Source organism: Brevundimonas sp. (genome assembly GCF_013912005.1).
Classification (GTDB): Bacteria; Pseudomonadota; Alphaproteobacteria; order Caulobacterales; family Caulobacteraceae; genus Brevundimonas.
This window is the reverse complement of record NZ_JACESB010000023.1, coordinates 1-22594: the sequence shown is the minus strand read 5'-3', so window position 1 is coordinate 22594 and position 22594 is coordinate 1. Positions and strand designations below refer to the sequence as shown.

Annotated in this window: 27 protein-coding genes; 8 read left to right on the top strand and 19 right to left on the bottom strand. The window is 71.7% G+C overall.

Going from position 1 to position 22594, the window contains the following annotated elements; translation table 11 throughout:
• The first annotated feature begins 153 nt into the window (after positions 1-153).
• A complete protein-coding gene (locus H2038_RS12735) occupies positions 154-909 on the top strand; it encodes a pseudouridine synthase (RefSeq protein WP_292113871.1) in 756 nt (251 codons plus the stop codon).
• Between the two features lie 130 nt (positions 910-1039).
• On the opposite strand, the gene H2038_RS12730 is transcribed toward H2038_RS12735, so the two are convergent.
• Positions 1040-1783, bottom strand: coding sequence for a MauE/DoxX family redox-associated membrane protein (locus H2038_RS12730; protein ID WP_292113869.1), 744 nt, complete (start codon positions 1781-1783; stop codon positions 1040-1042).
• 69 nt (positions 1784-1852) lie between these two features.
• Between H2038_RS12730 and H2038_RS12725 the strand changes: the two genes are divergently transcribed.
• Positions 1853-2269 carry a MerR family DNA-binding protein gene (locus H2038_RS12725; RefSeq protein ID WP_292113866.1) on the top strand — a complete coding sequence of 139 codons (417 nt, stop codon included), beginning with the start codon at positions 1853-1855 and terminating at the stop codon, positions 2267-2269.
• 102 nt (positions 2270-2371) lie between these two features.
• Here the strand turns inward: H2038_RS12725 and H2038_RS12720 are convergent, their stop codons facing one another.
• From H2038_RS12720 to H2038_RS12710, 3 genes are all read right to left on the bottom strand, one after another.
• A complete protein-coding gene (locus H2038_RS12720) occupies positions 2372-3904 on the bottom strand; it encodes an acyl-CoA carboxylase subunit beta (RefSeq protein ID WP_292113863.1) in 1533 nt (510 codons plus the stop codon).
• Positions 3905-3966: 62 nt separating this feature from the next.
• Complete coding sequence (locus tag H2038_RS12715) at positions 3967-4731, bottom strand: ATP12 family chaperone protein (protein ID WP_292113861.1); 765 nt, start codon at positions 4729-4731, stop codon at positions 3967-3969.
• Between the two features lie 97 nt (positions 4732-4828).
• Positions 4829-5317 carry a hypothetical protein gene (locus H2038_RS12710; RefSeq protein ID WP_292113859.1) on the bottom strand — a complete coding sequence of 163 codons (489 nt, stop codon included), beginning with the start codon at positions 5315-5317 and terminating at the stop codon, positions 4829-4831.
• A 105-nt stretch (positions 5318-5422) separates the two neighbouring features.
• Between H2038_RS12710 and H2038_RS12705 the strand changes: the two genes are divergently transcribed.
• Positions 5423-5800 (top strand): DUF202 domain-containing protein, encoded by a 378-nt coding sequence (locus tag H2038_RS12705; protein WP_292113858.1) that lies wholly within the window; start codon positions 5423-5425, stop codon positions 5798-5800.
• Between the two features lie 3 nt (positions 5801-5803).
• Here H2038_RS12705 and H2038_RS12700 read toward each other — a convergent pair whose 3' ends face one another.
• The 3 genes from H2038_RS12700 to crcB are packed head-to-tail and all read right to left on the bottom strand — an operon-like array spanning position 5804 to position 7880.
• Positions 5804-6481: an HAD-IA family hydrolase gene (locus H2038_RS12700; protein WP_292113856.1), complete on the bottom strand. Its 678-nt coding sequence runs from the start codon at positions 6479-6481 to the stop codon at positions 5804-5806.
• An 8-nt stretch (positions 6482-6489) separates the two neighbouring features.
• Positions 6490-7500 (bottom strand): RluA family pseudouridine synthase, encoded by a 1011-nt coding sequence (locus tag H2038_RS12695; protein WP_292113855.1) that lies wholly within the window; start codon positions 7498-7500, stop codon positions 6490-6492.
• Entirely contained in the window at positions 7497-7880 is a 384-nt protein-coding gene (crcB, locus tag H2038_RS12690) for a fluoride efflux transporter CrcB (RefSeq protein ID WP_292113853.1), read from the bottom strand. The genes H2038_RS12695 and crcB overlap by 4 nt, the downstream gene beginning before the upstream one ends.
• A 361-nt stretch (positions 7881-8241) precedes the next feature.
• Between crcB and H2038_RS12685 the strand changes: the two genes are divergently transcribed.
• Together H2038_RS12685 and H2038_RS12680 are read left to right on the top strand one after the other, a co-directional pair.
• Positions 8242-9450 carry a hypothetical protein gene (locus H2038_RS12685; protein WP_292113851.1) on the top strand — a complete coding sequence of 403 codons (1209 nt, stop codon included), beginning with the start codon at positions 8242-8244 and terminating at the stop codon, positions 9448-9450.
• A 78-nt stretch (positions 9451-9528) separates the two neighbouring features.
• Complete coding sequence (locus tag H2038_RS12680; RefSeq protein WP_292113848.1) at positions 9529-10545, top strand: alpha/beta hydrolase; 1017 nt, start codon at positions 9529-9531, stop codon at positions 10543-10545.
• Here the strand turns inward: H2038_RS12680 and H2038_RS12675 are convergent.
• From H2038_RS12675 to H2038_RS12660, 4 genes are all read right to left on the bottom strand, one after another.
• Positions 10542-11048 (bottom strand): hypothetical protein, encoded by a 507-nt coding sequence (locus tag H2038_RS12675; RefSeq protein WP_292113846.1) that lies wholly within the window; start codon positions 11046-11048, stop codon positions 10542-10544. The two genes, H2038_RS12680 and H2038_RS12675, sit on opposite strands and share 4 nt — an antisense overlap.
• A 214-nt stretch (positions 11049-11262) precedes the next feature.
• Positions 11263-11988: an RluA family pseudouridine synthase gene (locus H2038_RS12670; protein WP_292113843.1), complete on the bottom strand. Its 726-nt coding sequence runs from the start codon at positions 11986-11988 to the stop codon at positions 11263-11265.
• Positions 11989-12027: 39 nt separating this feature from the next.
• Positions 12028-12480, bottom strand: coding sequence for a hypothetical protein (locus H2038_RS12665; RefSeq protein ID WP_292113840.1), 453 nt, complete (start codon positions 12478-12480; stop codon positions 12028-12030).
• A gap of 61 nt (positions 12481-12541) precedes the next feature.
• Entirely contained in the window at positions 12542-13861 is a 1320-nt protein-coding gene (locus H2038_RS12660) for a replication-associated recombination protein A (RefSeq protein WP_292113838.1), read from the bottom strand.
• A gap of 70 nt (positions 13862-13931) precedes the next feature.
• Here H2038_RS12660 and H2038_RS12655 point away from each other — a divergent pair, with 70 nt between their 5' ends.
• Complete coding sequence (locus H2038_RS12655) at positions 13932-14351, top strand: VOC family protein (protein ID WP_292113837.1); 420 nt, start codon at positions 13932-13934, stop codon at positions 14349-14351.
• Between the two features lie 6 nt (positions 14352-14357).
• On the opposite strand, the gene H2038_RS12650 is transcribed toward H2038_RS12655, so the two are convergent.
• Both H2038_RS12650 and H2038_RS12645 read right to left on the bottom strand, forming a co-directional pair.
• Positions 14358-15770 carry a Do family serine endopeptidase gene (locus tag H2038_RS12650; protein WP_292113834.1) on the bottom strand — a complete coding sequence of 471 codons (1413 nt, stop codon included), beginning with the start codon at positions 15768-15770 and terminating at the stop codon, positions 14358-14360.
• 49 nt (positions 15771-15819) lie between these two features.
• The gene (locus H2038_RS12645; protein WP_292113831.1) at positions 15820-17121 is read right to left on the bottom strand and encodes a TCR/Tet family MFS transporter; all 1302 of its coding nucleotides are present in this window, start codon (positions 17119-17121) and stop codon (positions 15820-15822) included.
• A 130-nt stretch (positions 17122-17251) separates the two neighbouring features.
• Here H2038_RS12645 and H2038_RS12640 point away from each other — a divergent pair, with 130 nt between their 5' ends.
• Both H2038_RS12640 and H2038_RS12635 read left to right on the top strand, forming a co-directional pair.
• The gene (locus H2038_RS12640; RefSeq protein ID WP_292113828.1) at positions 17252-18163 is read left to right on the top strand and encodes an ABC transporter ATP-binding protein; all 912 of its coding nucleotides are present in this window, start codon (positions 17252-17254) and stop codon (positions 18161-18163) included.
• On the top strand, positions 18153-19028 hold the full coding sequence (locus tag H2038_RS12635) for a hypothetical protein (RefSeq protein WP_292113825.1): 876 nt from the start codon (positions 18153-18155) through the stop codon (positions 19026-19028). Before H2038_RS12640 ends, H2038_RS12635 begins: the two co-directional genes overlap by 11 nt.
• 6 nt (positions 19029-19034) lie before the next feature.
• On the opposite strand, the gene H2038_RS12630 is transcribed toward H2038_RS12635, so the two are convergent.
• The 6 genes from H2038_RS12630 to H2038_RS12605 all read right to left on the bottom strand — a co-directional run.
• Positions 19035-19508, bottom strand: coding sequence for a GNAT family N-acetyltransferase (locus tag H2038_RS12630; protein ID WP_292113822.1), 474 nt, complete (start codon positions 19506-19508; stop codon positions 19035-19037).
• A gap of 97 nt (positions 19509-19605) precedes the next feature.
• The gene (rplQ, locus tag H2038_RS12625) at positions 19606-20025 is read right to left on the bottom strand and encodes a 50S ribosomal protein L17 (protein ID WP_292113820.1); all 420 of its coding nucleotides are present in this window, start codon (positions 20023-20025) and stop codon (positions 19606-19608) included.
• Between the two features lie 106 nt (positions 20026-20131).
• On the bottom strand, positions 20132-21151 hold the full coding sequence (locus H2038_RS12620) for a DNA-directed RNA polymerase subunit alpha (RefSeq protein WP_292113817.1): 1020 nt from the start codon (positions 21149-21151) through the stop codon (positions 20132-20134).
• Between the two features lie 87 nt (positions 21152-21238).
• The gene (rpsK, locus tag H2038_RS12615; protein WP_292113815.1) at positions 21239-21628 is read right to left on the bottom strand and encodes a 30S ribosomal protein S11; all 390 of its coding nucleotides are present in this window, start codon (positions 21626-21628) and stop codon (positions 21239-21241) included.
• Positions 21629-21644: 16 nt separating this feature from the next.
• Entirely contained in the window at positions 21645-22013 is a 369-nt protein-coding gene (gene rpsM, locus H2038_RS12610; protein ID WP_292113813.1) for a 30S ribosomal protein S13, read from the bottom strand.
• A gap of 140 nt (positions 22014-22153) precedes the next feature.
• Positions 22154-22594: energy transducer TonB (locus tag H2038_RS12605; RefSeq protein ID WP_292113810.1), on the bottom strand; the 441-nt coding region annotated here is incomplete at its 5' end.

The following is a 22594-nucleotide window of genomic DNA, read 5'->3' as shown; positions in this document are numbered from 1 at the left end:
TCGAACTATTTGCGAGAACCTTCAACATAGGGAGGCAGGGACTGGCGGTCAACCGGCGGGGCCGCAGGACCGCGGGCGCGAACATTGCTCCGGCCGGTTGTTCTTGCCGCCCGCCCCGGGCCTCCATAGAGAGACGCCAAAGGCGGAAGGCGCATGGGCTGGACCAAGACCTACGACGGCGACGAGCCGGTGCGGATCAACAAGTGGCTGGGCCAGTCCGGCGTCTGCTCGCGGCGCGAGGCCGACGCCCTGATCGCGGACGGCCTGGTGTCGGTCGACGGCGAGGTGGTGCGGGACGCCGGGCGCAAGCTGGTCCGGGGCCAGACCCTGGCGCTGGCCGACCGGGCGGAGGCGGCGCTGGCCGAGGGCGTCACCATCGTGCTGCACAAGCCGGTCGGCTACGTCTCCGGCCAGCCGGAGCCCGGCAAGGTCCCGGCGGCGCGGCTGCTGACCCGCGACCGGCTGGAGGGCCCGGGGGAGCCGCCGGCCCGCGACGCCTCCCTGCCCCCGATCGGGCGGCTGGACGAGGACTCCCGCGGCCTGCTGCTGTTGTCCTCCGACGGGGTGGTGGCGAAGGCGGTGATCGGGCCGGAGTCGACGCTGGACAAGGAATACCTCGTCGAGGTGACGGGGGCGGTCACCGAGGCGAAGCTGGACCGGCTGCGGCACGGGCTGGAGCTGGACGGGCGCCGGCTGAAGCCGGCGCGGGTGACGCAGCTGGCTCCGCAGCGGCTGCGCTTCGTGCTGCGCGAGGGCCGCAAGCGGCAGATCCGGCGGATGTGCGACCTGGTCGGGCTGGAGGTCGTCGACCTGCTGCGCATCCGCATCGGGCCGCTGGAGCTGGGCGACCTGCCGGAAGGCCGCTGGCGGCTGCTGAGCCCGGCGGAGCGGGCGGCCCTGGTCGGCTGATTCGGGACTCCGAAAGGGGGTCCCGGGAGTCCCGGGAGTCCCGAACCGCGGCGGCGACGTGGCTGATTGTCAAAGACCGGAGCCCGCAGCCTGCGCCGCCGCTGCGTCAGATGCGGTCGTGGCCGGCGCGTCAGTGGGCGACGGCCAGCATCCACACGGCCATGGCGATCATCATCAGGTTCTCGGTCAGGGAGACGAAGCCCAGCGGCACGTTGGAGGAGCCGCCGACGCAGGCGCACTTCAGCTGGCGCTTGTCGACATACACCGCCTTGAACACCGAGACCGCGCCGATCCCGCCGATGAACAGGGCCACCGGCGCCGACAGCCAGGTCAGCACCCCGGCCAGCATCAGCACCCCCGCCCCCAGCTCGGCGAACGGATAGAGGTAGCCATAGGTCGGCCAGCGCTGCGCCAGCAGGTCGTAGTTGAGGAACATGGTCGAGAACTTCTCGACGTCCTGCAGCTTGAGCATGGCCAGCAGACACATGGCCACGGCGATGAAGTCGGGCAGGACCCTCCAGCCGACCGCGCCTGTCGCCAGGACCTCGATCGCCAGGGCGATCAGGGCGGCGACCGCGAACACCGCCAGCACCGGGGTGTAGCTGGTCGCCCCGGGCTCCGGGACCTTCTGGCCGAAGTGGCGGCGCAGGTCGTCGTGGCCGCCGATGCGGACGCCGTCGATGAAGGTCTGGGGCGTGGTCTTCACCCCGTGCTCCGCCTTGAAGGCGTCGGTCTCGGCGCGGGTCTTCAGATGATGGTCCTCGACGACGTAGCCCTTGCGGCGCAGCAGCCACAGCGACTTGCGCCCGTACGGGCAGACGTGGTCGGGCATGACCATGCGGTAGAGGACGGCGGTCTTCTGCGGGTCGGACATGGGGGCTTCTCCGTTGCCGGTAACGATCCGCACCCCATGTAGGGTCCGGACCATGGTACGGAGTCAAGCATGCCCACCCCCGCATCCGGACTGACCATCGCCGGGCTGGCCGCGGCCGGCGGCGTGGGCGTGGAGACGGTGCGCTACTACCAGCGCCGCGGCCTGCTGCCGGAGCCGCCGCGGCCGGCGGGCGGCGGCTCGGGCGGCGGGGTGCGCCGCTATGGTCCGGAGGAGGCGCGGCGGCTGCGCTTCATCCGCTCGGCCCAGGCGGCGGGCTTCACCCTCGAGCAGATCGGCGAGCTGCTGGCGCTGGACGCCGGCGAGGACCGGGCCCGGGCGCGGGAGCTGGCCGAGACGCGCATCGCCGCGCTGGACGCGCGGATCGCGGAGCTGGAGGCGGCCCGGGCCTCGCTGCGGCGCCTGGCGAGGGCCTGCGCGGCCGGCGGGACCGGGCCGTGCCCCATCCTCGAGGCGTTCGAGGGGTGAGGGGCGTCGCGGGTTGGCGGGCTTCCGCCTCAGGCGGGAGGGCCTGCCGGACGTCCCGGCTCTCCGCTTCGCTTCGGCCGGGATGACAAGGAGGGCGTGGCTCTACAGCGGAATATTATCGTGCTTCTTCCACGGGTTCTCGGCCTGCTTGTTCTTCAGCGTGCGTAGCGCCCGGATCAGCCGCCGCCGCGTCCCGTGGGGCATGATCACGTCGTCGATGTAGCCGAGCCCCGCCGCCACGAAGGGGTTGGCGAACCTCGCCTTGTACTCGGCTTCGCGCGCCGCCAGCGCCTCGGGGTCGCCGGCCTCCTTGCGGAAGATGATCTCGACCGCGCCCTTGGCGCCCATGACGGCGATCTCGGCCGAGGGCCAGGCGTAGTTGACGTCGCCGCGCAGGTGTTTGGAGCTCATCACGTCATAGGCGCCGCCATAGGCCTTGCGGGTGATGACGGTCAGCTTGGGCACGGTCGCCTCGGCGTAGGCGAACAGCAGCTTGGCGCCGTGCTTGATCAGGCCGCCGTACTCCTGGCGCGTGCCGGGCATGAAGCCGGGCACGTCGACGAAGGTCACCAGCGGGATGTGGAAGGCGTCGCAGAAGCGCACGAAGCGGGCGGCCTTGCGCGAGCTGTCGATGTCGAGCACGCCGGCGAGGGTCTGGGGCTGGTTGGCGACCACGCCGACGGTCTGGCCGTCGAGGCGGCCGAAGCCGGTGACGATGTTCTTCGCGTAATCGGGGGCGATCTCGAAGAAGTCGGCCTCGTCGACCGTCTTCAGGATCAGCTCCTTGATGTCGTACGGCAGGTTGGGATTGGCCGGGACGAGGGTGTCGAGCGAGGGCTCGTCGCGCTCGGGGTCGTCGTAGCTGTCGCGGACGGGCGGCTTCTCGCGGTTCGACAGGGGCAGGAAGCCGATCAGGCGGCGGACTTCCGACAGGGCCTCGAGATCGTTCTCGAAGGCGCCGTCGGCGACGCCCGACTTGCCGGCGTGGACGCGGGCGCCGCCGAGGTCCTCGTGGGTGACGACCTCGTTGGTGACCGTCTTCACCACGTCGGGGCCGGTCACGTACATGTACGAGGTGTCCTTCACCATGAAGATGAAGTCGGTGATGGCCGGGGAATAGACGTCGCCGCCGGCGCAGGGGCCCATGATGACGCTGATCTGGGGGATGACGCCCGAGGCGAGGGTGTTCTGCAGGAAGATGTCGGCGTAGCCGGCGAGGCTCTCGACCCCCTCCTGGATGCGCGCGCCGCCGGCGTCGAACAGGCCGATGATCGGGGCGCCGTTAGTCAGGGCCATCTTCTGGATCTTGACGATCTTGGCCGCGTGGGCCCCCGACAGGGAGCCGCCGAAGACGGTGAAGTCCTTGGAGAAGACATAGACCAGCCGGCCGCCGATGGTGCCCCGGCCGGTGACCACGCCGTCGCCGGGGATGCGCTGCTTCTCCATGCCGAAGTCGTGCGAGCGGTGCTCGACGAACATGTCGGTCTCCTCGAAGGAGCCCTCGTCCAGCAGGACGGCGATGCGCTCGCGCGCGGTCAGCTTGCCCTTGGCGTGCTGCGCTTCGATGCGCGTCTGGCCGCCGCCCTGACGGGCCTGTTCGCGGCGCTTTTCGAGCTCTTCGAGGATGTGTTGCATGCGGTGACTCCCTGCCGGCAGGCTTAGGGAGCGACGCGCGCGGTGGCAAGGCGGGCGGGGCGTCAGCCCGCCAGCGCCCGGAACCACCGCTCCAGCAGCGCCGCCTCGGCGCGGCGGGCGGCGGTGCGTTCGGCGGCCTCCTCGTCGACGCCCCAGCGGGATTCCTGGAAGGCCTCGTCGAGGCGGGACAGTTCGAAGGCCGTCTCCCCGTCGAGGGCGCCGCGCTGCAGGGCGAGGGCGAGGACCGCGGAACCCAGCAGCGGCGTCGCCATGCCGAGCCCGGCGAGGGCGAAGTCGTCCAGCCGCAGGGCCAGCTCCTTCACCCGCGCCACGGCGGCGGGGTCCTGCGGCCGGTGAACGATCCCTTCGGCCGGCTCGAGGCGGACGCCCAGCTCGACCGCGGCCCAGGCCCGCCACGGCGCCCACTGCCGGGCCTGCTGCTCGACCACGCTGGCGGGCTCCCCGGCGAGGTAGCAGAGCAGGTCCGAGCCGGCGAAGGCGGCGATCTCGTCGGCGACTGGCTCGCGGGCCTGCGAGACGCGGTCGATGGCGGTGGAGGCCAGACGGGTCGCCGGCATGGTCGCGGGCAGCAGGAACTCGCCCTGGGCGGCCCATTCGTCCGCGGCCAGACGGGCGGCGGCCTCGCCGGGCAGGACGAGGGGCGCCCCGGCCGGGGTCCTGGGCGTCCGGCCGTCGAGGCGCACCGCCCAGCCGTCCGGCCCTTCCGCGACGTCGACCGTGGTCCAGAAGCGCTTCAGCCGCTCCTCGGATTCCCGGAAGCCCTTGCGGGCGGCGACGTTGGGATCGAGCGGCGGAATGTGGGGCATGGCGGGCCATATAGAGAGACCCTGCCCCTTTTGGCAGCCCCGCCGGGCCGGAACGGCGGCGCGGCCGGCGGGACGGGACCGTCCGGGCGGGCGACGGTCAGCGGGCGGACCGGACGCCGGACAGCTCCCGCGCGAACCCGTCCAGCGCCGCCGGCAGACCGGGCCCGAGGGCCTCCGCCTGCGACAGGCTGAGACGCGCCGCCAAGGGACCGCCGACCAGATCCTCGATCTCGGCGAAGGCGGCCGGCCAGGCGCCGCCGGCGCCGGACACGCAGAAGGCGGCGACCGACCGGGTGCGCGGGCCGTAGCGACGGAGGAAGGCGCGCAGCGGCGTCGCGGGCTTGCCGGCCCAGATCGGCCCGCCGACCACCACCAGCCGGTAGGCGCCCGGATCGACGTCGATGCGGATGTCCGGGGCCCGGCGGCGCAGGGACTCCCAGATCCCCCGGGCGAAGCCCCCCGCCCCCGCATAGGAGGCGGAGCTCACGATCGGCCGGGCGTCGGCGCCGAGCCGCCCGGCCAGGGCGCGCGCCACCCGCTCCGTCGAGCCGGAGCGCGAGTACCAGGTCACCAGAACGTCGGCCATCGTCCATCTCCCGCGACGCGCCGATCCTGCGGCGGCCGGGGCGGCGACGCCTTGATCCCGATCAAGGCGGGGAACGCATGCCCAGCGTGGCGGTTAGTCGAGCGCATGGACGATCGTGGAGACAGCCGCCGGGGCCTCGCCGAGGACCGCACCGACCTGGCCGAGGACCGCACGGCCATGGCCAATGAGCGGACCTTCGCCGGCTGGGCGCGCACGGCCATGGCGGCCATCGGCATCGGCCTGGCCTTCAACGCCCTGTTCAACGCCATGGAGCCGGCCTGGGCCCCCAAGGCCATCGCCACCGTCTTCATCCTGCTGGCCATCTTCCTCGTGGTCATGGCCGAGCGGCGGGCCTGCGCCGTCTCGGCCCGGCTGGACACCCACGCCGGCAAGGAATTGTCGACGATGAACGTCCGCGCCATCGCCGTCGCCATCGGCTTCGGCGCGGCCTGTCTGATCGCCGGAATCTGGCTGCTGGTCTGAGGCTCAGGCGACGCGGGTCAGGGCGGCGAAGCCGTCCAGCACCACCGTCAGCTCGGAGAAGGTCCCGGCCACATGGCGGGCCCCGGCGGCGCGCTGCTCCTCGACCGTGTGGAAGCCCCAGGCCACGCCCAGCGGCAGGACGCCGGCGTTGACCGCCATCGCGTGATCGTGGGCGGTGTCGCCGATCATGACCGTGCGCGAAGGGGCGCTGTCGCAGGCCGCCATGGCGGCGTGCAGCATGGCCGGGTCCGGCTTGCCGGGGCCGTCCTCGGCGCAGTGCGATGACAGGAACAGGTCGGCCCAGCCCTGGCGGGCGAGGTTGCGGGCCACGCCGCGGCGGTTCTGGCCGGTGGCCAAGGCCAGCCGCCAGCCGTCGCGATGCAGCCGGCGCAGGTGCTCCATCACGCCGGGATAGAGCGGCTCCTCGTGCCCGGCCTCGTACATGCGCCGGAAGCTGGCCTGGAAGGCGGCGACGAACTCGGCCAGCTCGGCGTCGGTCAGCTGCGGCTCCAGCGTGTGCAGCGCCTGCGGCAGGCTGAGGCCGACGATCATGCGCACCCGGTCGTAGGCCGGCTCCGGCAGGCCGAGGACCTGCGCGGCCTCGCAGGCGGCGCGGTGGATCGAGGCGCGGCTGTCGACGAGGGTGCCGTCGATGTCGAACACGGCGAGGGGTCGGGTCACCGCCGCCCTCACCGCATCCGCCGGACGCCCGCGAAGGGGTCCGGATCGGCCTCGTCCTCGGAGAAGCCGAAGTGGGCGAAGCCGGCCTTCATCTCGGGGCTCAGCGGGGCCTCGACGATCAGCTTGCCGCCGCCGGGGTGGTCCAGCTCGATGCGGCGGGCGTGCAGCTGCAGCTTCAAGGGGCCGGACAGCTCGGCCGATTCCGGGGTGCCGTACTTGGGGTCGCCGAGGATCGGGTGGCCGATGGCGGCCATGTGGGCGCGCAGCTGGTGGGTGCGGCCGGTGAAGGGGCGCAGCGCCATCCAGGCGGCGCGGTGGGCGGCGCGGCTGAGGGTGGCGTAGGCGGTCTCGGCCGGCTCGGCCCCGTGCTCCTTGGGATCGGCCGGGCGCATGATCTCGAAGTCGTTGATGCCGGACTTCTTCAGCGCCAGGTCGATCTGGCCGGCGGGCGGCTTGGGGTTGCCGATGACCAGGGCCCAGTAGGTCTTCTTCGCCTGCCGCCGGGCGAAGGCGCCGGCCAGCCGCTTGGCCGCCTCGGGCCCCTTGCCGAGCAGCAGGACGCCGGAGGTGTCGCGGTCCAGCCGGTGCACCAGACGGGGCCGCTCCATCCCCTCCCCCCAGGCCGACAGCAGGCGGTCGATGTGCTTCGTGGTCTTGGTGCCGCCCTGCACCGCCAGCCCCGCCGGCTTGTTGAGGGCGATGACGAGGTCGTCCTCGTAGAGCACCAGCGACTTCGCATAGGCGGCGTCCCGGTCGCTGATCTTCGGCTTGTCGGCCGGATCGCGGACCACCGGATCGGGGATGGGCGGCACGCGCACCGCGGCGCCGGCGGTCAGCCGGTCCTGCGGCTTGGCCCGCGAGCCGTCGACGCGGATCTGGCCGGAGCGGGCCAGCTTCTCGATCTGGATGTGCGACAGGTGCGGCCAGCGGCGTTTGAACCAGCGATCCAGCCGGATGCCGTCCTCGGCCTCGGCGACGTAGAGGGTCTTCACCTCGCGGGCGGGAGCGGCGTCGGTCACAGGGCGGCTCCGAAGGCGCGGCGGGCGATCATCAGCCCGAGGAAGAGGGCCGCGACGGACAGGCCGACCGAGGCGGCGACATAGCCCGAGGCGAGGGCGAACTGGCGCTTCTCGATCATCAGCGCCGTCTCCAGCGAGAAGGCCGAGAAGGTGGTGAAGCCGCCGAGCAGGCCGACCGCGGCGAACAGGCGGATCGTCTCGCCCTGGGCCCCGCCGCGGAAGGCCAGCCAGCCCGCGAGCAGGCCCATCAGCAGGCCGCCGGCGACGTTCGCCGTCAGGGTCGGCCACGGCCAGCCCGTGGCGGGCAGCACGCGGCCGACGCCGTAGCGGGCGACCGCGCCGAGCGCCCCTCCGGCGGCGACGATGAGAAGACGTGTCATGATGCGCGGCTTATACCCGCGAATGCGGCAAAGCGAAGGGAGGGGCGGCCTCCGCGTCTCCTCCCCGCGCTTAGCGTGGGGAGGGGGACCATCCGGAGCCGGAGGCGGAGGATGGTGGAGGGGTGAAGTCGTGCTGTCCTCCGACCCCTCCACCACACTTCGTGTGGTCCCCCTCCCCATCCGCTGCGCGGACGGGGAGGAGACGACGACGCCCCGCCTGACCGAAACTTCACTTGCCGGGCGGCACGGTTAACGGCGATACCCGAACGGCGACGCTTCGCGCCGCTGGAGAACGTCGTCGGTCCGGCGACGGGCTCACGCCATAGTGACGGGTCAAGTTCGAGGGAACCGCCGAAGCGCCATGTCGCACGACGATCATCACCCCGCGCCCCCGCCGGTCAGCGACGGCGGCCACGGCGGCCACGGCCCCGACCAGCGCTCCGGCGGCGTGGACGCCCACGCCAATCCCCCGCCCGCCGGCGCCGCCGACCTGCACGAGCGGGCCGTCCCGACCGCCGTCCCCCCTCGCCGCAGCGGACCGCTGCGCAATCCCGAGGGCATCCTGAACCCGATCCAGGACAGCGAGTATTTCTCGGAGGATCCGGAGGCGATCGAGCGCGTCTCGGCGCACATCGACGAGTATTTCAACCAGCCGCTCGACATCTTCCCGTTCTGGGAGACCGAGGGGAAGCCGGACCGTTTCCACGTCCTGTTCGCGCGTCAGATCGAGGAGCGCTTTCCGGTCGACTCCGACCTGCGGGCCGACATCTACGCCTACGGCCGACGGGTGTTCGACGCCCTGCGCGTGCACGTGCTGGTCAAGCGCCTGAACCAGGCGCTGGCCATGGCGGCCTTCGGCGTGCTGACGGTGCTGGGGCCGACCTGGTTCAGCCGCTGGACCGGAACCGACGCGGCCGGGGCGGCGCTGGCCGGCGGCGCCATGCTGGCGGCGCTGGGCCTCTACTGGGGAATCCAGCAGATCCTGTTCATCCAGTACCGCTTCCGGCTGGAGAACGACTCCTACCAGCTGTCGCGCGAGATCGTGCAGCGCACCCGCGAGCTGCAGAACCTGTTCACCTCGGGCCGCGCCATGGCCGACCAGGCCGAGACCCGCTACCAGCAGGACGGCAAGGGCTGGGGCCAGCGGGCGCTGTACCTGACCCGGCTGACCATGTGGCTCGGCGCGCGCATGGAGTACCTTGAGAAGTACGTCCAGATGGAGCTGTGGCGGGTGCGCCGCGAGCGCTACTGGATGCGCTGGCTCGCGCGACTGCTGACGCCGCTGGTGTTCCTGGTCGGCGCCGCCGTCATCGCGCTGGAAACGGCCCCGCCCGGCCATGACGTCGCCTTCCGCGGGCTGCAGGCCTTGGCCCTGCTGCTGTCGGCGGTCGTCGCCCTGCTGTCCTACTTCCGCTGGCAGACGCCGACCTCGGCGGTGCAGGACAAGCTCGGCATCGAGAACTGGGTCCGCTACGCCTCGCTCGACGTCGACAACGCCGTCGCCGACCAGGTCCGGCGCGACAAGGAGCGGCTGGTCGAGTACCGGGCGCTGACCCGGGGCGGGCGCTGACCGCGCCGGCTTGAGCAGGATCAAGGCGGACGCAGGGGCGGCGCGGCAGCCTCCGGACCGGATGGTCGGAGACGCCTGATGTTCGATGGGCCCCGTACGCGCGCACGACCGCCGCGCCGCTGGCGGTGGCTCGGGACGACGGTCGCCGTCGCGGCGCTGGCCGGCGTCCTGACCGGCGCCGTGGCCTACCACCGGGACATGGCCGCAGCTCGGGCGTCCACGGTCGGTCGCAGCACTGTGGTCGACAGCCCGTGGGGGCCGATCGAGTACGCGGACATCGGCTCGGGGCCGCCGGTCCTGTTCATCCACGGCAGCGGCGGCGGCTTCGACCAGGGACTGGCGTTCAGCGCCCCGCTGGCCCGACGCGGCTTTCGCATCATCGCCCCGTCGCGGTTCGGCTATCTGCGCAGCGCCATGCCCGAGGGGGCGACTCCCGAGGTGCAGGCGGACGCTCTCGACTGGCTGCTACGGCGGCTGGACATCGAGCAGGCGGTCATCATCGGCGGATCGGCGGGGACGCTGTCGGCGACGCAGCTGGCGCTCCGGCGGCCCGGGCGGTGCCGTGCGCTGGTGCTGGCCGTGCCCACCCTGTACGCGCCGGACCGCCTGCCGGGGGCCAACGCCGCACCGGATCCGGCGACGCAGCGGGCGATCGACGCGGCGCTGGGATCCGACCTGCTGTTCTGGACCGGGATCAGGGCGGCGCCCGACTTCATGACCCGGATGGTGCTGGCGACCGATCCGGAGACGGTGAAGCGGGCGTCGGCGGCCGAGCGCCGGCGCGTCCGCGAGGCGATGTTCCACATCCTGCCGGTCAGCGCCCGGCGCCGGGGCATCCTGATGGACTCGGCCACCGCCGGCGCGCCGCCGCCCTGGCCGGTGGAGCGGATCGCCTGCCCCACCCTGGTCATCTCGGCCAGGGGCGATCTCTACGAGACCGACAAGGCGGCGGTGCGGACGGCCGCCCGGATCCCGGGGGCCAGGCTGGTGCTCTATCCCGACGGCGGCCACCTGTGGGTGGGCCACGACGCGGCGCTGTGGCGAACCGTGGCCGGGTTCATCGACGGGCTGGAGCCGGAACCTGCGCCGTCCTAGAGGCGGGGACGCAGGCTGTCCTGCACGCCGCGCGCGTCGTAGGCGTTGGGCCGGTCGGGCCGCGCGCCGTCACCCATGATCACCTCGAGCGTGGTCGAGGTCGGCGAGGGGCCGCTGAAGTTCAGGCCGACGCCGACCCCCAGTCCCGAGCTGGAATAGCTGCCGTAGCGGCCCGAAGAGCGGCCGGAGCCGTAGCCGACGCCGACGCTGGGCCGCAGGCCGCCGGCGCTGTCGGGCCGACCGTCGGTCCAGCGCTGGGTCACCTCGAACCAGTCGTGGCCCTGGGCGAGGGTCAGCTCCGCCGCCCGCAGCAGCGCGAGGTCGGCCACCGGGCCGGGGGCGCCGACCCCGTAGTAGGTGATGCGGAAGCGGTCCGACTCGATGCGTTGCTCGGTGTAGCCCTGCCCGCCGGGCGATGACTGCGGGCCATAGGGGGCGAGGCTGGCGCAGGCCGAGAGGGCGAGGCCGGCGGCGGCGATCAGGGGCAGGGTCAGGCGTTTCATGGCGCAGGCTCCGGGGCTTTGGGGGAAAGCGTGGCAGGCGGGGTTGGGTTCCTCTGCCCCCGCCGCCTGCGCCGCCCCCACCTGATCGTCGCCGCGCGACGATCGGTCCTCCCCATTCGCCTGCGCTCATGGGGAGGTGAATCCGTGCGCTCACCTCCCCACACAGTGGGGAGGGGGACCGCGCGAAGCGCGGTGCAGGGGGCGGCGCAGCCTTCTAGAGCCCCGCCGCCTCGACCAGCGCGGCGAAATCCGCCGGCAGGGGCGCCTCGACCGTGATCCGGCCGCCGCCCGGGTGCGGGAAGGTCAGCCTGGCGGCGTGCAGCATTAGCCGCGGCGCCGCGCGGCCGGCGAAGGTCAGGGCCCCGCCATAGCGGGCGTCGCCGACCAGGGGGCGGCCGATCGAGGCCATGTGCACGCGCAGCTGGTGCATCCGGCCCGTCTTTGGCTCCAGCTCGACCAGGGCCCCCTCCTCCGAGGCGGCGACGGTGCGGTAGCGGCTGAGCGAGGGCTGGGCGCCGGGCGCGTCGGGGGCGGCGACGCGCATATAGCTCTCGCGCCCGACCTCCTGACGGACCAGCGGCGCGTCGATGGTCCCCGACCGCGGCTCGGGAGCGGCGGAGACCAGGGCCAGATAGGTCTTGTCCAGCTTGCGCGCCTGCAGGGCCTTGCCGAGGAAGCCGGCGGCCGGCTTGGTCTTCGCCGCCAGGATGACGCCCGAGGTGTCGCGGTCCAGCCGGTGGACCAGTTCGGGCCGCTTGCCGTTCGAACGCATGAATGCCCACAGCAGGTCGTCCAGGGTGTGCGCCTTGATGCGGCCCCCCTGGCTGGACAGGCCGGACGGCTTGTTCAGCGCAAGGACATGGGCGTCCTCGTGGAGCACCCACGACCGCACGGCGGCGATCTCGTCGTCGGAAAGGGAAACGGGCGGCCGGGCTGTCACCGGGGGTGCATACCCGGCGCGGGGCCGCCCGTCAGCCCGTCAGCGCAGCACGCCCTTCTTCGCCATCGTCCAGGCGTACCAGGCGAGCAAGACGGCGATGGCGGTGATCACCCACGGCATCCAGCGCATCATCGCCATCTCCGGCGTCAGCGGCGGCGGGTCGATGAACTGGCCGTAGACAAGGCTGATGACGGCGCCGACCAGCGAGGCGGCGAAGGCCCACACCGCCAGCCGGTTGCGGATCAGCAGCAGGATCGAGCCCAGCGCCGCGCCGAAGACGCCGAGCATCCACGGCCCCCACATCCAGGCCGGCATGGCCTCGTAGTAGTCGATCATGGCCTGGTCGAAGCCCATCGAGCGCATGTAGGCCGCGCCCTGGGTCGTGGTCATGACGAAGTCGTACACCCCGAAGCCGTTCCACAGCAGGCTCAGCACCCCCACCGCCCACAGGTGCCAGGGCGTGGAGGTCGTCATTTTCATGGTCTCGGTCATCATCCCCTCCCAAGGATTCCGATGGCGGGAGAGTGCGCCGAAAACAGTGTTACGGCAACGCTCAGTCGCCGTCCGGGGGCTGCGCCTGCGCCTTCGCCCGAAGCGCCGCCCAGCGCTCCAGACGCTCGCGGATCTTCGCCTCGTGCCCCTCCCCTTTCGGCGCATAGAAGGTGCGCCGCTCCATGCCGTCGGGAAAGAAGTTGGCGCCGGAGAAGCCCTCGGGCGTGTCCGGATCGTACTGGTAGCCCCTCCCGTAGCCGAGCGACTTCATCAGCTTCGTCGGGGCGTTGCGGATGTGGGCGGGGGGCATGAGCGAGCCGGTCTCGGCGGCCGCCCGCTTCGCCGCCTTGAAGGCCTCGTAGACGCCGACGGACTTGGGCGCGGTGGCGAGATGGACCACCGCCTGGGCCAGGGCGAGCTCCCCTTCCGGGGAGCCGAGGAAGTCGTAGGCGTCCTTCGCCGCATTGGCGACGAGGATCGACAGCGGGTCGGCCTCGCCGATGTCCTCGACCGCCATGCGCACGATGCGGCGGGCGAGGTACAGCGGGTCCTCGCCGCCGTTCAGCATCCGCGCCAGCCAGTACAGGGCGGCGTCCGGGTCCGAGCCGCGCACGGACTTATGCAGCGCGGATATGAGGTTGTAGTGCTCTTCCCGCGACTTGTCGTAGGCGGGGGCGCGGCGCTGCAGCGTTCCCGCCAGCCCCTGCACGTCCAGCTCGACGCCCTCGGGGAGGGCGAACAGGGTCTCGGCCATGGTCAGCAGGTAGCGGCCGTCGCCGTCGGCCAGGGCGCTCAGCGCCTGCCGCGCCTCGGTCGTCAGCGGCAGGGCCCGACCCTCGTGCGCCTCGGCCCGGATCAACAGTTGATCGAGCGCCGCCTCGTCGAGCCGCTTCAGCACGAACACCTGCGACCGCGACAGCAGGGCCCCGTTCAGCTCGAACGACGGATTCTCGGTCGTGGCCCCGACGAGGGTGACGACCCCCTCCTCCACGAACGGCAGGAAGCCGTCCTGCTGGGCGCGGTTGAAGCGGTGGATCTCGTCGACGAACAGCAGGGTCGACTGGCCGGCCGCCCGGCGCATGCGGGCGGCCTCGAAGGCCTTCTTCAGGTCGGCCACCCCGGAGAAGACGGCGCTGATCTGCTGGAACTGGTAGCCGGCGGCCTGGGCCAGCAGGCGGGCGATGGTGGTCTTGCCCGTGCCCGGCGGGCCCCACAGGATCATCGACCCCAGCCGCCCGGCCTCGACCATGCGGCGGATCGGCCCGCCCTCGCCCAGCAGGTGGTCCTGGCCCACCACCTCGTCCAGCGCGCGCGGCCGCAGCCGGTCGGCGAGCGGGGCGTCGGGGGGATGGATGCCGGAGGCTTCGAACAGGTCGGTCATGCGGGGATCAGAGATAGGCGTTCGCGCCCCGCTTTTCACGCGTTAGTGTGGGGCGAGGGAGGAGCCCGCCATGGCCGAAGACCGCACCCAGCAGGGACCCGCCGGAGGCGTCGCCCCGCACCTGACCATCCCCTCGCGGGGCGGGCAGGCGGCGATCGAATTCTACCAGCGCGCCCTGGGCGCCGAGGTGTTGCGGATGATGCTCGCCGAAGACGGCGAGCGGGTCATGCACGCCCACCTGCGCATCAACGGCGGCAGCGTGATGATGCACGACGAATTCCCCGAGATGAACGGCGAGCAGGACATCCAGCCCAAGGGGGTCGTCCTGCACCTGCAGGTCGACGACGCCGACGAATGGTGGAACCGCGCCATCCTCGCCGGCGGCGTGCCGATCTATCCGCTGGCAGACCAGTTCTGGGGCGACCGCTACGGGCAGTTGCGCGACCCGTTCGGCCACAGCTGGTCGATCGGGGCGCCGCTCAGGACGTAAGCGCCTCTAGCCGATCACCCCTGTCATGGCCCGGCCGCGACGGCTGATGGTCATCTCCGTGCCGCGGCCGACGTTCCCCAGCTGGTCCGCGGAGGTCACGGCGCGGCCGTTCACGGCCACGATCACGTCGCCGCTCTGCATGCCGACGCGCTGGGCGTAGCTGCCGCGCTGCACCCGGGCGACGATCACGCCAGTGGCGAAGGGATCGCCGCCGAGGCTGTCGGCCAGCGCGGGGTTCAGCTCGAGCACCTGGGCGCCGGCCAGGGCGCCGGTGCGGATGAGGGCGGCCTTCTCCACGTCCGCGTCGCCCGGCAGCCGCTGGACCCGGGCCTCGAGCGCCACCGGCCGGCCGTCGCGGAGCACGGCGACCGCCACCGTCGCGTTCGGTTCGCGCGTGCCGACGCGGAAGTTCAGCCCGCCCTGGTCGTTGATCTCGGCCCCGTCGACGGCGGTGATGACGTCGCCCTCGCGGATGCCGGCGCGGGCGGCCGGTCCGTTCGGCCAGACCTCGGTGACCACCAGCCCCTGCGGCCGCTCGAGGCCGAGGCTGCGGGCGATGTCGGCGGTGACCGTCTCGCCCTTCACGCCCAGCCACGGCCGGACCACGGCGGTGGCGCCGCCGACGGCGGAGTCCACCACCCGCTTCACCATGGTCGCGGGCACCGCGAAGCCCACGCCCGACGACGATCCCGAGCGCGAGAAGATGGCCGTGTTGATGCCGATCAGGTCGCCATCCATGTCGACCAGCGCCCCGCCCGAGTTGCCGGGGTTGATGGCGGCGTCGGTCTGGATGAAGGAGCTGGAGTCCGAAATGCCGGTCTCGGTCCGGTTGAGGGCCGAGATGATCCCGTTGGTGACCGTCTGGCCCACGCCGAAGGGGTTGCCGATGGCCAGCACCAGATCGCCGATCTGCTGCTCCTCGCGGTCGTCGATGTTGAGGGTCGGCAGGCGTTCGTTGACGCCCTCCAGCTGCAGCACGGCGATGTCGGAGCGTTCGTCGGCCAGCACCACCCGGGCCGCGAACTCGCGCCGGTCGTTGAGGGTGACGCGGATCTGCTGCATGCCCTCGATGACGTGGTTGTTGGTCACCACCACCCCGTCGGGCCGGACGATCACGCCCGAACCGATCGAGCCCACCTGCTGGGCCTGCGGCCGCATGCCGAACATCGACCAGAACGGATCCTGCACCGTCCGCACGCCGCGGGCCGAGATGTTGACCACCGCCGGGGCCGCCTCGCGCACCACGGGGGCGAAACTCGCCTTCATCGAGGTGGCGTCGCCGGGGACCACGCGGTTGTCGGCGAACACCCCGTCCTGGGCCTTCGAGCTGTCGGGCTGGCCGCAGGCGGCGAGCGTCAGGGCGATGGCGATCGCGAGCGAGCTGGTCTTCATCGTGGTCCGGGGGATCTGGAAAGCCATGGGTCCCAATCCTGCCGGGTAATTCGACGGGATCAAGGCGTTCGCAGGCTCAGGCGATGACGCTTTCCTCACGTTCCGCCCGACGCGCCACCCGCCAGCCGATCAGCGCGGCCAGACCCAGGATGCCGGCCGCCACATAGAAGGCGAGTCCCGGATCGTACAGCGCGCCGACCAGCGGCGCCGCCCAGTCGCCGAGGCCCGCCGCCAGGCGCGCCAGCCCGCCGAAGTCGCCGCCGGTCGAGCTGGCGTAGATCCAGCCGAAGAACAGGGGCGAGGCCACCCCGGCGATGGAGGCGACGCTCATGTTGGCGCCCTGCAGCTGCCCCTGCTCGTCGTCGCCGACGCGGCGCGTCATCAGGGACTGGAGGGTCGGCATGGCCAGCCCCCACAGGGCGTTGGGCAGCATGGCGGCGATGAAGACCCACGCCGAAGGAGCCCAGCCCATCAGGGCGACGCCCACCGTCCCGCCCGCCAGGCCGAGGATCATGGTGGCGCGGTCGCCGAGGCGGCTGACCACCTGTCCGGTCAGGCTGCCCTGCACCGCCATGTCCAGCACGCCGACCATGGCCAGCAGCAGGCCGACCTCCTTCGGCCCCCAGCCGAAGCGCAGGGCGGCGTAGAGCACGAACACCGCCGAGAAGACGTGGTGGGCGAAGTAGAGCAGGAAGTTCACCACGGCCAGGCCGCTGAGCTCCGAATGCCGGCGCAGCAGGATCAGGGCTCCGACCGGATTGGCGCGGCGCCAGCTGAAGCGCATGCGCTTGTCGGCCGGCAGGCTCTCGGGCAGCACCAGCAGGCCATACAGGAAGGCCACGCCCGACAGGCCGGCGGCGAACCAGAACGGCACGCGCGGCCCGAACTCGCCGAGGAAGCCGCCCAGCACCGGCCCCAGCACGAAGCCGCCGGAGAAGGCGGCGCCGATCAGGCCGTAGGCCCGCGCCCGGCGCTCCGGGGCGGTGATGTCGGCCATGTAGGCGTAGATGGTGGTGAAGCTGGACGAGGTGACGCCGGCGATGATCCGCCCCAGCGCCAGCCACCACAGGTTCGGCGCCATCGCCATCAGGACGTAGTCGATCGAAAGGCCGGCGCAGCTGATCAGGATCACCGGCCGGCGGCCGTACTGGTCGGACAGCGACCCGATGACCGGCGAGCACAGGAACTGCATCCCCGCCCACAGGGCCACGAAGACGCCGTTGATCCAGCCCGCCTCGGCGTTGGAGCCGACGAAGTCGACGATCAGCTGCGGCAGCACCGGGATGATGATCCCCATGGCCACGATGTCGAGCACCGCCGTCACGAAGATGAAGGCGAGCGCGGCGCGCTTGGTGCGGAGTCGGGTGAGGAGGGACATGGCGAGGCTCGGAAGGGAGCGCCTTCTACCCGAGCCGGAGCCGCGGGTCAGCCGTCCGCGGCGGCTTGTTGCCAAAGCTTAATGCGAAGCCGGATTGCGCCGCCCGCCGGTTCACGTTCAACCTCCGCTCATGACCGCCGTTATCGAAACCCGTGGGCTGACCAAGACCTACGGAACCGTCCGCGCCCTCGACGGGCTGGATCTGACCATCCCGCGCGGCGGGGTCTATGGCGTGCTGGGCCCCAACGGGGCCGGCAAGTCGACCCTGTTCCGCATCCTGCTGGGGCTGATCCGGCCGTCGGACGGCGAGGCGCGGGTGATGGGCGGGCCCGTCAACGAGGTCAGCCACATGCGCCGCATGGGCTCGATGATCGAGACGCCGCGCTTCCCGCCCTTTATGACGGCCCGGCAGGTGCTGCGCTGGCTGGCGCTCGAGCACGGCGTCGGGGGACAGACGGACATCCCCCACTGGCTGCAGCGCGTCGGGCTGACCGAGGCGGCCGACCGCCGGGTGCGCGGCTTCTCGGTCGGCATGATGCAGCGGCTCGGCGTCGCCGCCGCCCTGATGAGCCGACCCGAACTGGTCATCCTCGACGAACCGACCAGCGGCATGGATCCGCCCGGCATCCAGGAGATGCGCGCCCTGATCCGCTCGCTCGCGACCGACGACGGCGTCACCGTGGTGCTGGCCAGCCACCAGCTGCTGGAGGTGCAGCGGGTCTGCGACCGGGTCGCCATCCTCAACAAGGGGCGGCTGGTGCGCGAGGGCGCGGTCAGCGAACTGACCGCCGTCGGCGAGCGGCTGCGGCTGTCGGTGACGCAGAAGGATCAGGTCCTCGAAGTCCTCGGGGCCAAGGGTCTGGCGGAGGGCGACGCCGTGCTGGCCGACATCAGGCGGGACGAGGGGCCGGCCCTGATCCGCGCCCTGGCCGCCGCCGGGGTCGACATTCACGAAGCCCGCTGGGTCGGCACCGACCTCGAGGCCATCTTCTTCACCGAGACGGGCGCGATCCAGACGCCGGAGGCCGATCATGCTGGCTGACGCCATTCGCGCGGAGGGCTTCCGCCTCTCGAAGAACCGCACCGCCCTGTTCTGGAGCGTGCTGTTCGTGCCGCTCCTGACGGTGGCGATCGGGGCCGTCACCCAGTTCGTGCTCAAGGCCAACGTCTCGAAGCTGGCGGCCGACGCCGACACGCCGCCGGGGCTGCGCCAGATGATGACCTCGGGCGGCGAACTGGATCTCGCCCGGGCGCTGGCCGACGCCGCCGGCGATCTGGCCAACCCGATGGTGCTGCTGTTCGTCCTGATCGGCGCCGCCACCCTGTACGCCGGCGACTATCGCTGGGAGACGTGGCGTCTGATCAGCGCCCGCAACCGGCGGACCAACCTGTTGCTCGGCAAGCTGGCCGTGGTGGCCCTCCTGTCGGCGGCCGCCATGCTGTTCATGCTGGTCGCCGCCCTGGCCGAGAATCTGATGCGGGCCGTCGTCTTCGACCGCACGCTGACGTTTGGCCCGGGCGGAGACGTGCTGGCGGACTTCTTCGCCGGCTTCGGCCTGTCGTGGCTGCGCATCCTGCAGTTCACCATGATGGGCATGCTCGCCGCGGTGATGACCCGGTCGCTGCTGGCCGCCCTGTTCGTGCCCCTGGTGGTCGGCGTCGCCCAGTTCTTCTCGCCCAACATGCTCGCCCCCATGGGGATCATGCCGGACGCCTGGCTGGCGATGCTGCTCAACCCGGGCGCCGCGGCGGACGCGGTCGGCGCCATGGCGAAAGGCGGCGCGGCCGCCGCCGCCCTTCCTCACGGCATCGGGCCGAAAGCCTGGCTCAGCCTCGCCCTCTGGACCTTCGGGCCGCTCGCCGCCGCCCTCGCCTGGTTCGGTCGTCAGGACCTGTCGAAGGAGTAGCGGCGGCTACAGCCGCTTCTCCATCCACACGTCCGCCCGGACGTAGGGGCTGGGGCGCGGCGGCAGGTCGACGAAGCCGAAACGCCGGTACAGCGTCCCCGCCGCCTTCAGCGTGCTGCTGGTCTCGAGATAGAGCCGCGGGGCCCCGGCGTCCCGCGCCGCGGCCTCGCAGGCCTCCAGCAGCCGGCGCCCCAGACCGAGGCCCCGGGCGGCCGGCGAGACGGTCATCTTGGCGACCTCGAAGCCGCCGTCCGCCATCGGCATCAGCGAACAGCAGCCGATCGCCTCCCCCGCCCGCTCGGCGATGAAGATGCGGCCGCCCGGGGCGAGGATCGCCCCTTCCGGGTCGTCGATCACCTTGCGGTCCTTCGCCTCCACGACGAAGCCGCCCTCGGCCAGCCACGCCTCACTCAGGGCCTTCCAGGCGGCGGCGTGGGCCGGGCGGTAGTCGACGATGACGGCGGCCTGTTCGACGCTCATGGCGGGATCCCTGCCCGGTCTGCTGGTGCTGCAGGCAGCGAAAAGGGCGGCCGGTCCTTCGACCCGCCGCCCTTCGTTGCCCCGACGAGGAAGCCGATCAGGCCTCGTCGTCGCCCTCGTACGCCTGGACCGGACCCGAGTCCTTGCCCTTGGCGTCCACGTCGCGGTCGACGAACTCGATCACGGCCATCGGCGCGTTGTCGCCGTGGCGGTAGCCCGCCTTCATGATGCGGATGTAGCCGCCGTTGCGCTCGGCGTAACGGGGCGCGAGCGTGTCGAACAGCTTGCCGACCTGGGTCACGTCGCGCACCTGGCTGATGGCCTGGCGGCGGGCGTGCAGGTCGCCCTTCTTGCCGAGCGTGACCAGCTTCTCGACGAACGGCCGCAGCTCCTTGGCCTTGGGCAGGGTCGTCGTGATCTGCTCGTGCTTGATCAGCGAGGCGGCCATGTTGGCGAACATCGCGGTGCGGTGGCTGGCCGTGCGGCCGAGCTTGCGATAGGCGGCGCCGTGGCGCATCGGGGTCTCTCCTACTCAACCCTGGTTTCCGCGATACCACTGCGGACCTTGGGCTCTCTCATTCTAACCGCTCCGCGATCCGGGGATCATGGGCGGAGGGTTGAAACTAGATCTGGTCGTCGAACTTCTTGGCCAGGTCTTCGATGTTTTCCGGCGGCCAGTTCGGCACGTCCATGCCGAGGCTGAGGCCCATGGTCGCCAGCACTTCCTTGATCTCGTTCAGCGACTTGCGGCCGAAGTTCGGGGTGCGAAGCATCTCGCCCTCGGTCTTCTGGATCAGGTCGCCGATGTAGACGATGTTGTCGTTCTTCAGGCAGTTGGCCGAACGGACCGACAGCTCCAGCTCGTCCACCTTCTTCAGCAGGGCCGGGTTGAACGGCAGGTCGGGCTTGCCGTCGGCCGCCTCGACCGCCTTCTTCGGCTCGTCGAAGGTGATGAAGATCTGCAGCTGGTCCTGGAGGATGCGCGAGGCGTAGGCCACGGCGTCCACCGGCGAGACCGCGCCGTTGGTTTCGACTTCCAGCACCAGCTTGTCGTAGTCCAGCGACTGGCCCTGGCGGGTCGGCTCTACCCGGTAGGCGACGCGCTTGACCGGCGAGTACAGGGCGTCGACGGCGATCAGGCCGATCGGCGCGTCTTCCGGACGGTTGAACTCCGAGGCGACGTAGCCCTTGCCGTTCTGGACGGTCAGCTCCATGCGCACCGAGGCGCCGTCGTCGAGGGTGCAGATCACGTGATCCGGGTTCAGCACCTCGATGTCGGCCGGGACCTCGATCTGGCCGGCGGTCACCGGGCCGGGGCCGGTGGCGCGCAGGGTCATGCGCTTCGGCCCTTCGGCGTGCATGCGCAGGGCCAGCTGCTTGATGTTCAGCACGATGTCGACGACGTCTTCCCGCACGCCTTCCAGCGACGAGAATTCGTGGACGACGCCGTCGATCTGGATGGCGGTCACCGCCGCGCCTTGCAGCGACGACAGGAGAACGCGGCGCAGGGCGTTGCCGAGCGTCACGCCGAAACCGCGTTCGAGGGGCTCGGCGACCAGGCGCGCCTTGCGCTGCGGGTCGGAGCTCGCCTCGATCTGCGGCTTCTCGGGACGGATCAGCTCTTGCCAGTTACGTTCGATCATAGGTGTCCCTCGAAACGGGTTTCGCCGATCCCCCTCGCCTCGTCAGGAAAGGCGGGACCGGCGCAGAAAGGTACTCGACGTCGTCGCTTAGACGCGGCGGCGCTTGGGCGGACGGCAGCCGTTGTGCGGCATCGGCGTCACGTCGCGGATGGTCGTGATGGTCATGCCGACGGCCTGCAGGGCCCGCAGGGCCGACTCACGGCCCGAACCCGGACCCGAGACGTTGACTTCCAGCGTCTTCACGCCGTGCTCGGCGGCCTTCCGGCCGGCGTCCTCGGCAGCCATCTGGGCGGCGTACGGGGTCGACTTGCGCGAGCCCTTGAAGCCCATGTGACCGGCCGACGACCAGGAGATGGCGTTCCCCTGCGCGTCGGTGATGGTCACCATGGTGTTGTTGAAGCTGGCGTTCACATGCGCCACGCCCGAGGTGATGTTCTTGCGTTCGCGGCGCTTAACGCGACCCGGTTCCTTGGCCATCGGTCAGGTCTTTCTCTTACTTCTTCTTGCCGGCGATCGGCTTGGCCGGACCCTTGCGGGTGCGGGCGTTGGTGTGCGTGCGCTGGCCGCGCACCGGCAGGCCCTTGCGGTGGCGCAGGCCGCGGTAGCAGGCCAGGTCCATCAGGCGCTTGATGTTCATCGAGGTTTCGCGGCGCAGGTCGCCCTCGACCGTGTGGTCGCGGTCGATCGTCTCGCGGATCTGCAGGACCTCGGCGTCGGTCAGCTGGTTCACGCGGCGGGCGGGCTCGATGCCGACCTTCTCGGTGATTTCCTTCGCAGCGGCCGGGCCGATGCCGTGGATGTACTGAAGCGCGATTTCGACGCGCTTGTTGGTCGGGATGTTGACGCCAGCGATACGGGCCACGAAGCTCTCCAGATACGCGTGTGCGGACGCAACAAACGCTCCGGTCAACAGACCAGGAGCGTTACGCGCCCTTCGCGGAAGCGCGCCTTATACAGGGGATTCAGCTTCCGTCAACGGGAGACAGGCCCACGACGCGGACTCTAGCGCCGCGGCGGGCCGAACTCCACGCCGAAGACGCCGCGCTGACCGGCGACGGGCTCGCCGCCGCGGATCGGCGGGCGGACGCGGAAATAGCCGGACGCGCGCAGGGCGGCCTCGCCGAAGCCCATGCCCGGCGGCGTCTCGCGCAGCAGGCGACAGTCCTCCAGCCGCTGGTCGAGGCGGATCTCGCAGGACATCTCGGCCCGCCCGGACTGGCGCGCGGCGAGGGCGGCGCGCGGGTGCTCGCGCCGCACCTCGGCGAGGCTGGGCCCGCGCAGGATCATGAACGGCATGCCCGAACCGGGCCCGGAGCCCTCGCCCTGGCCGCCGCCGGTCCCGGTCCCCTCCCCGCCCAGGCCGGCGCCGGGCGTCGGCGACGGGGCCGGCGCAATCCCGACGGTCAGCTCGGGCGTCGGCGCCTGGACCGGCGGGGCGGGCAG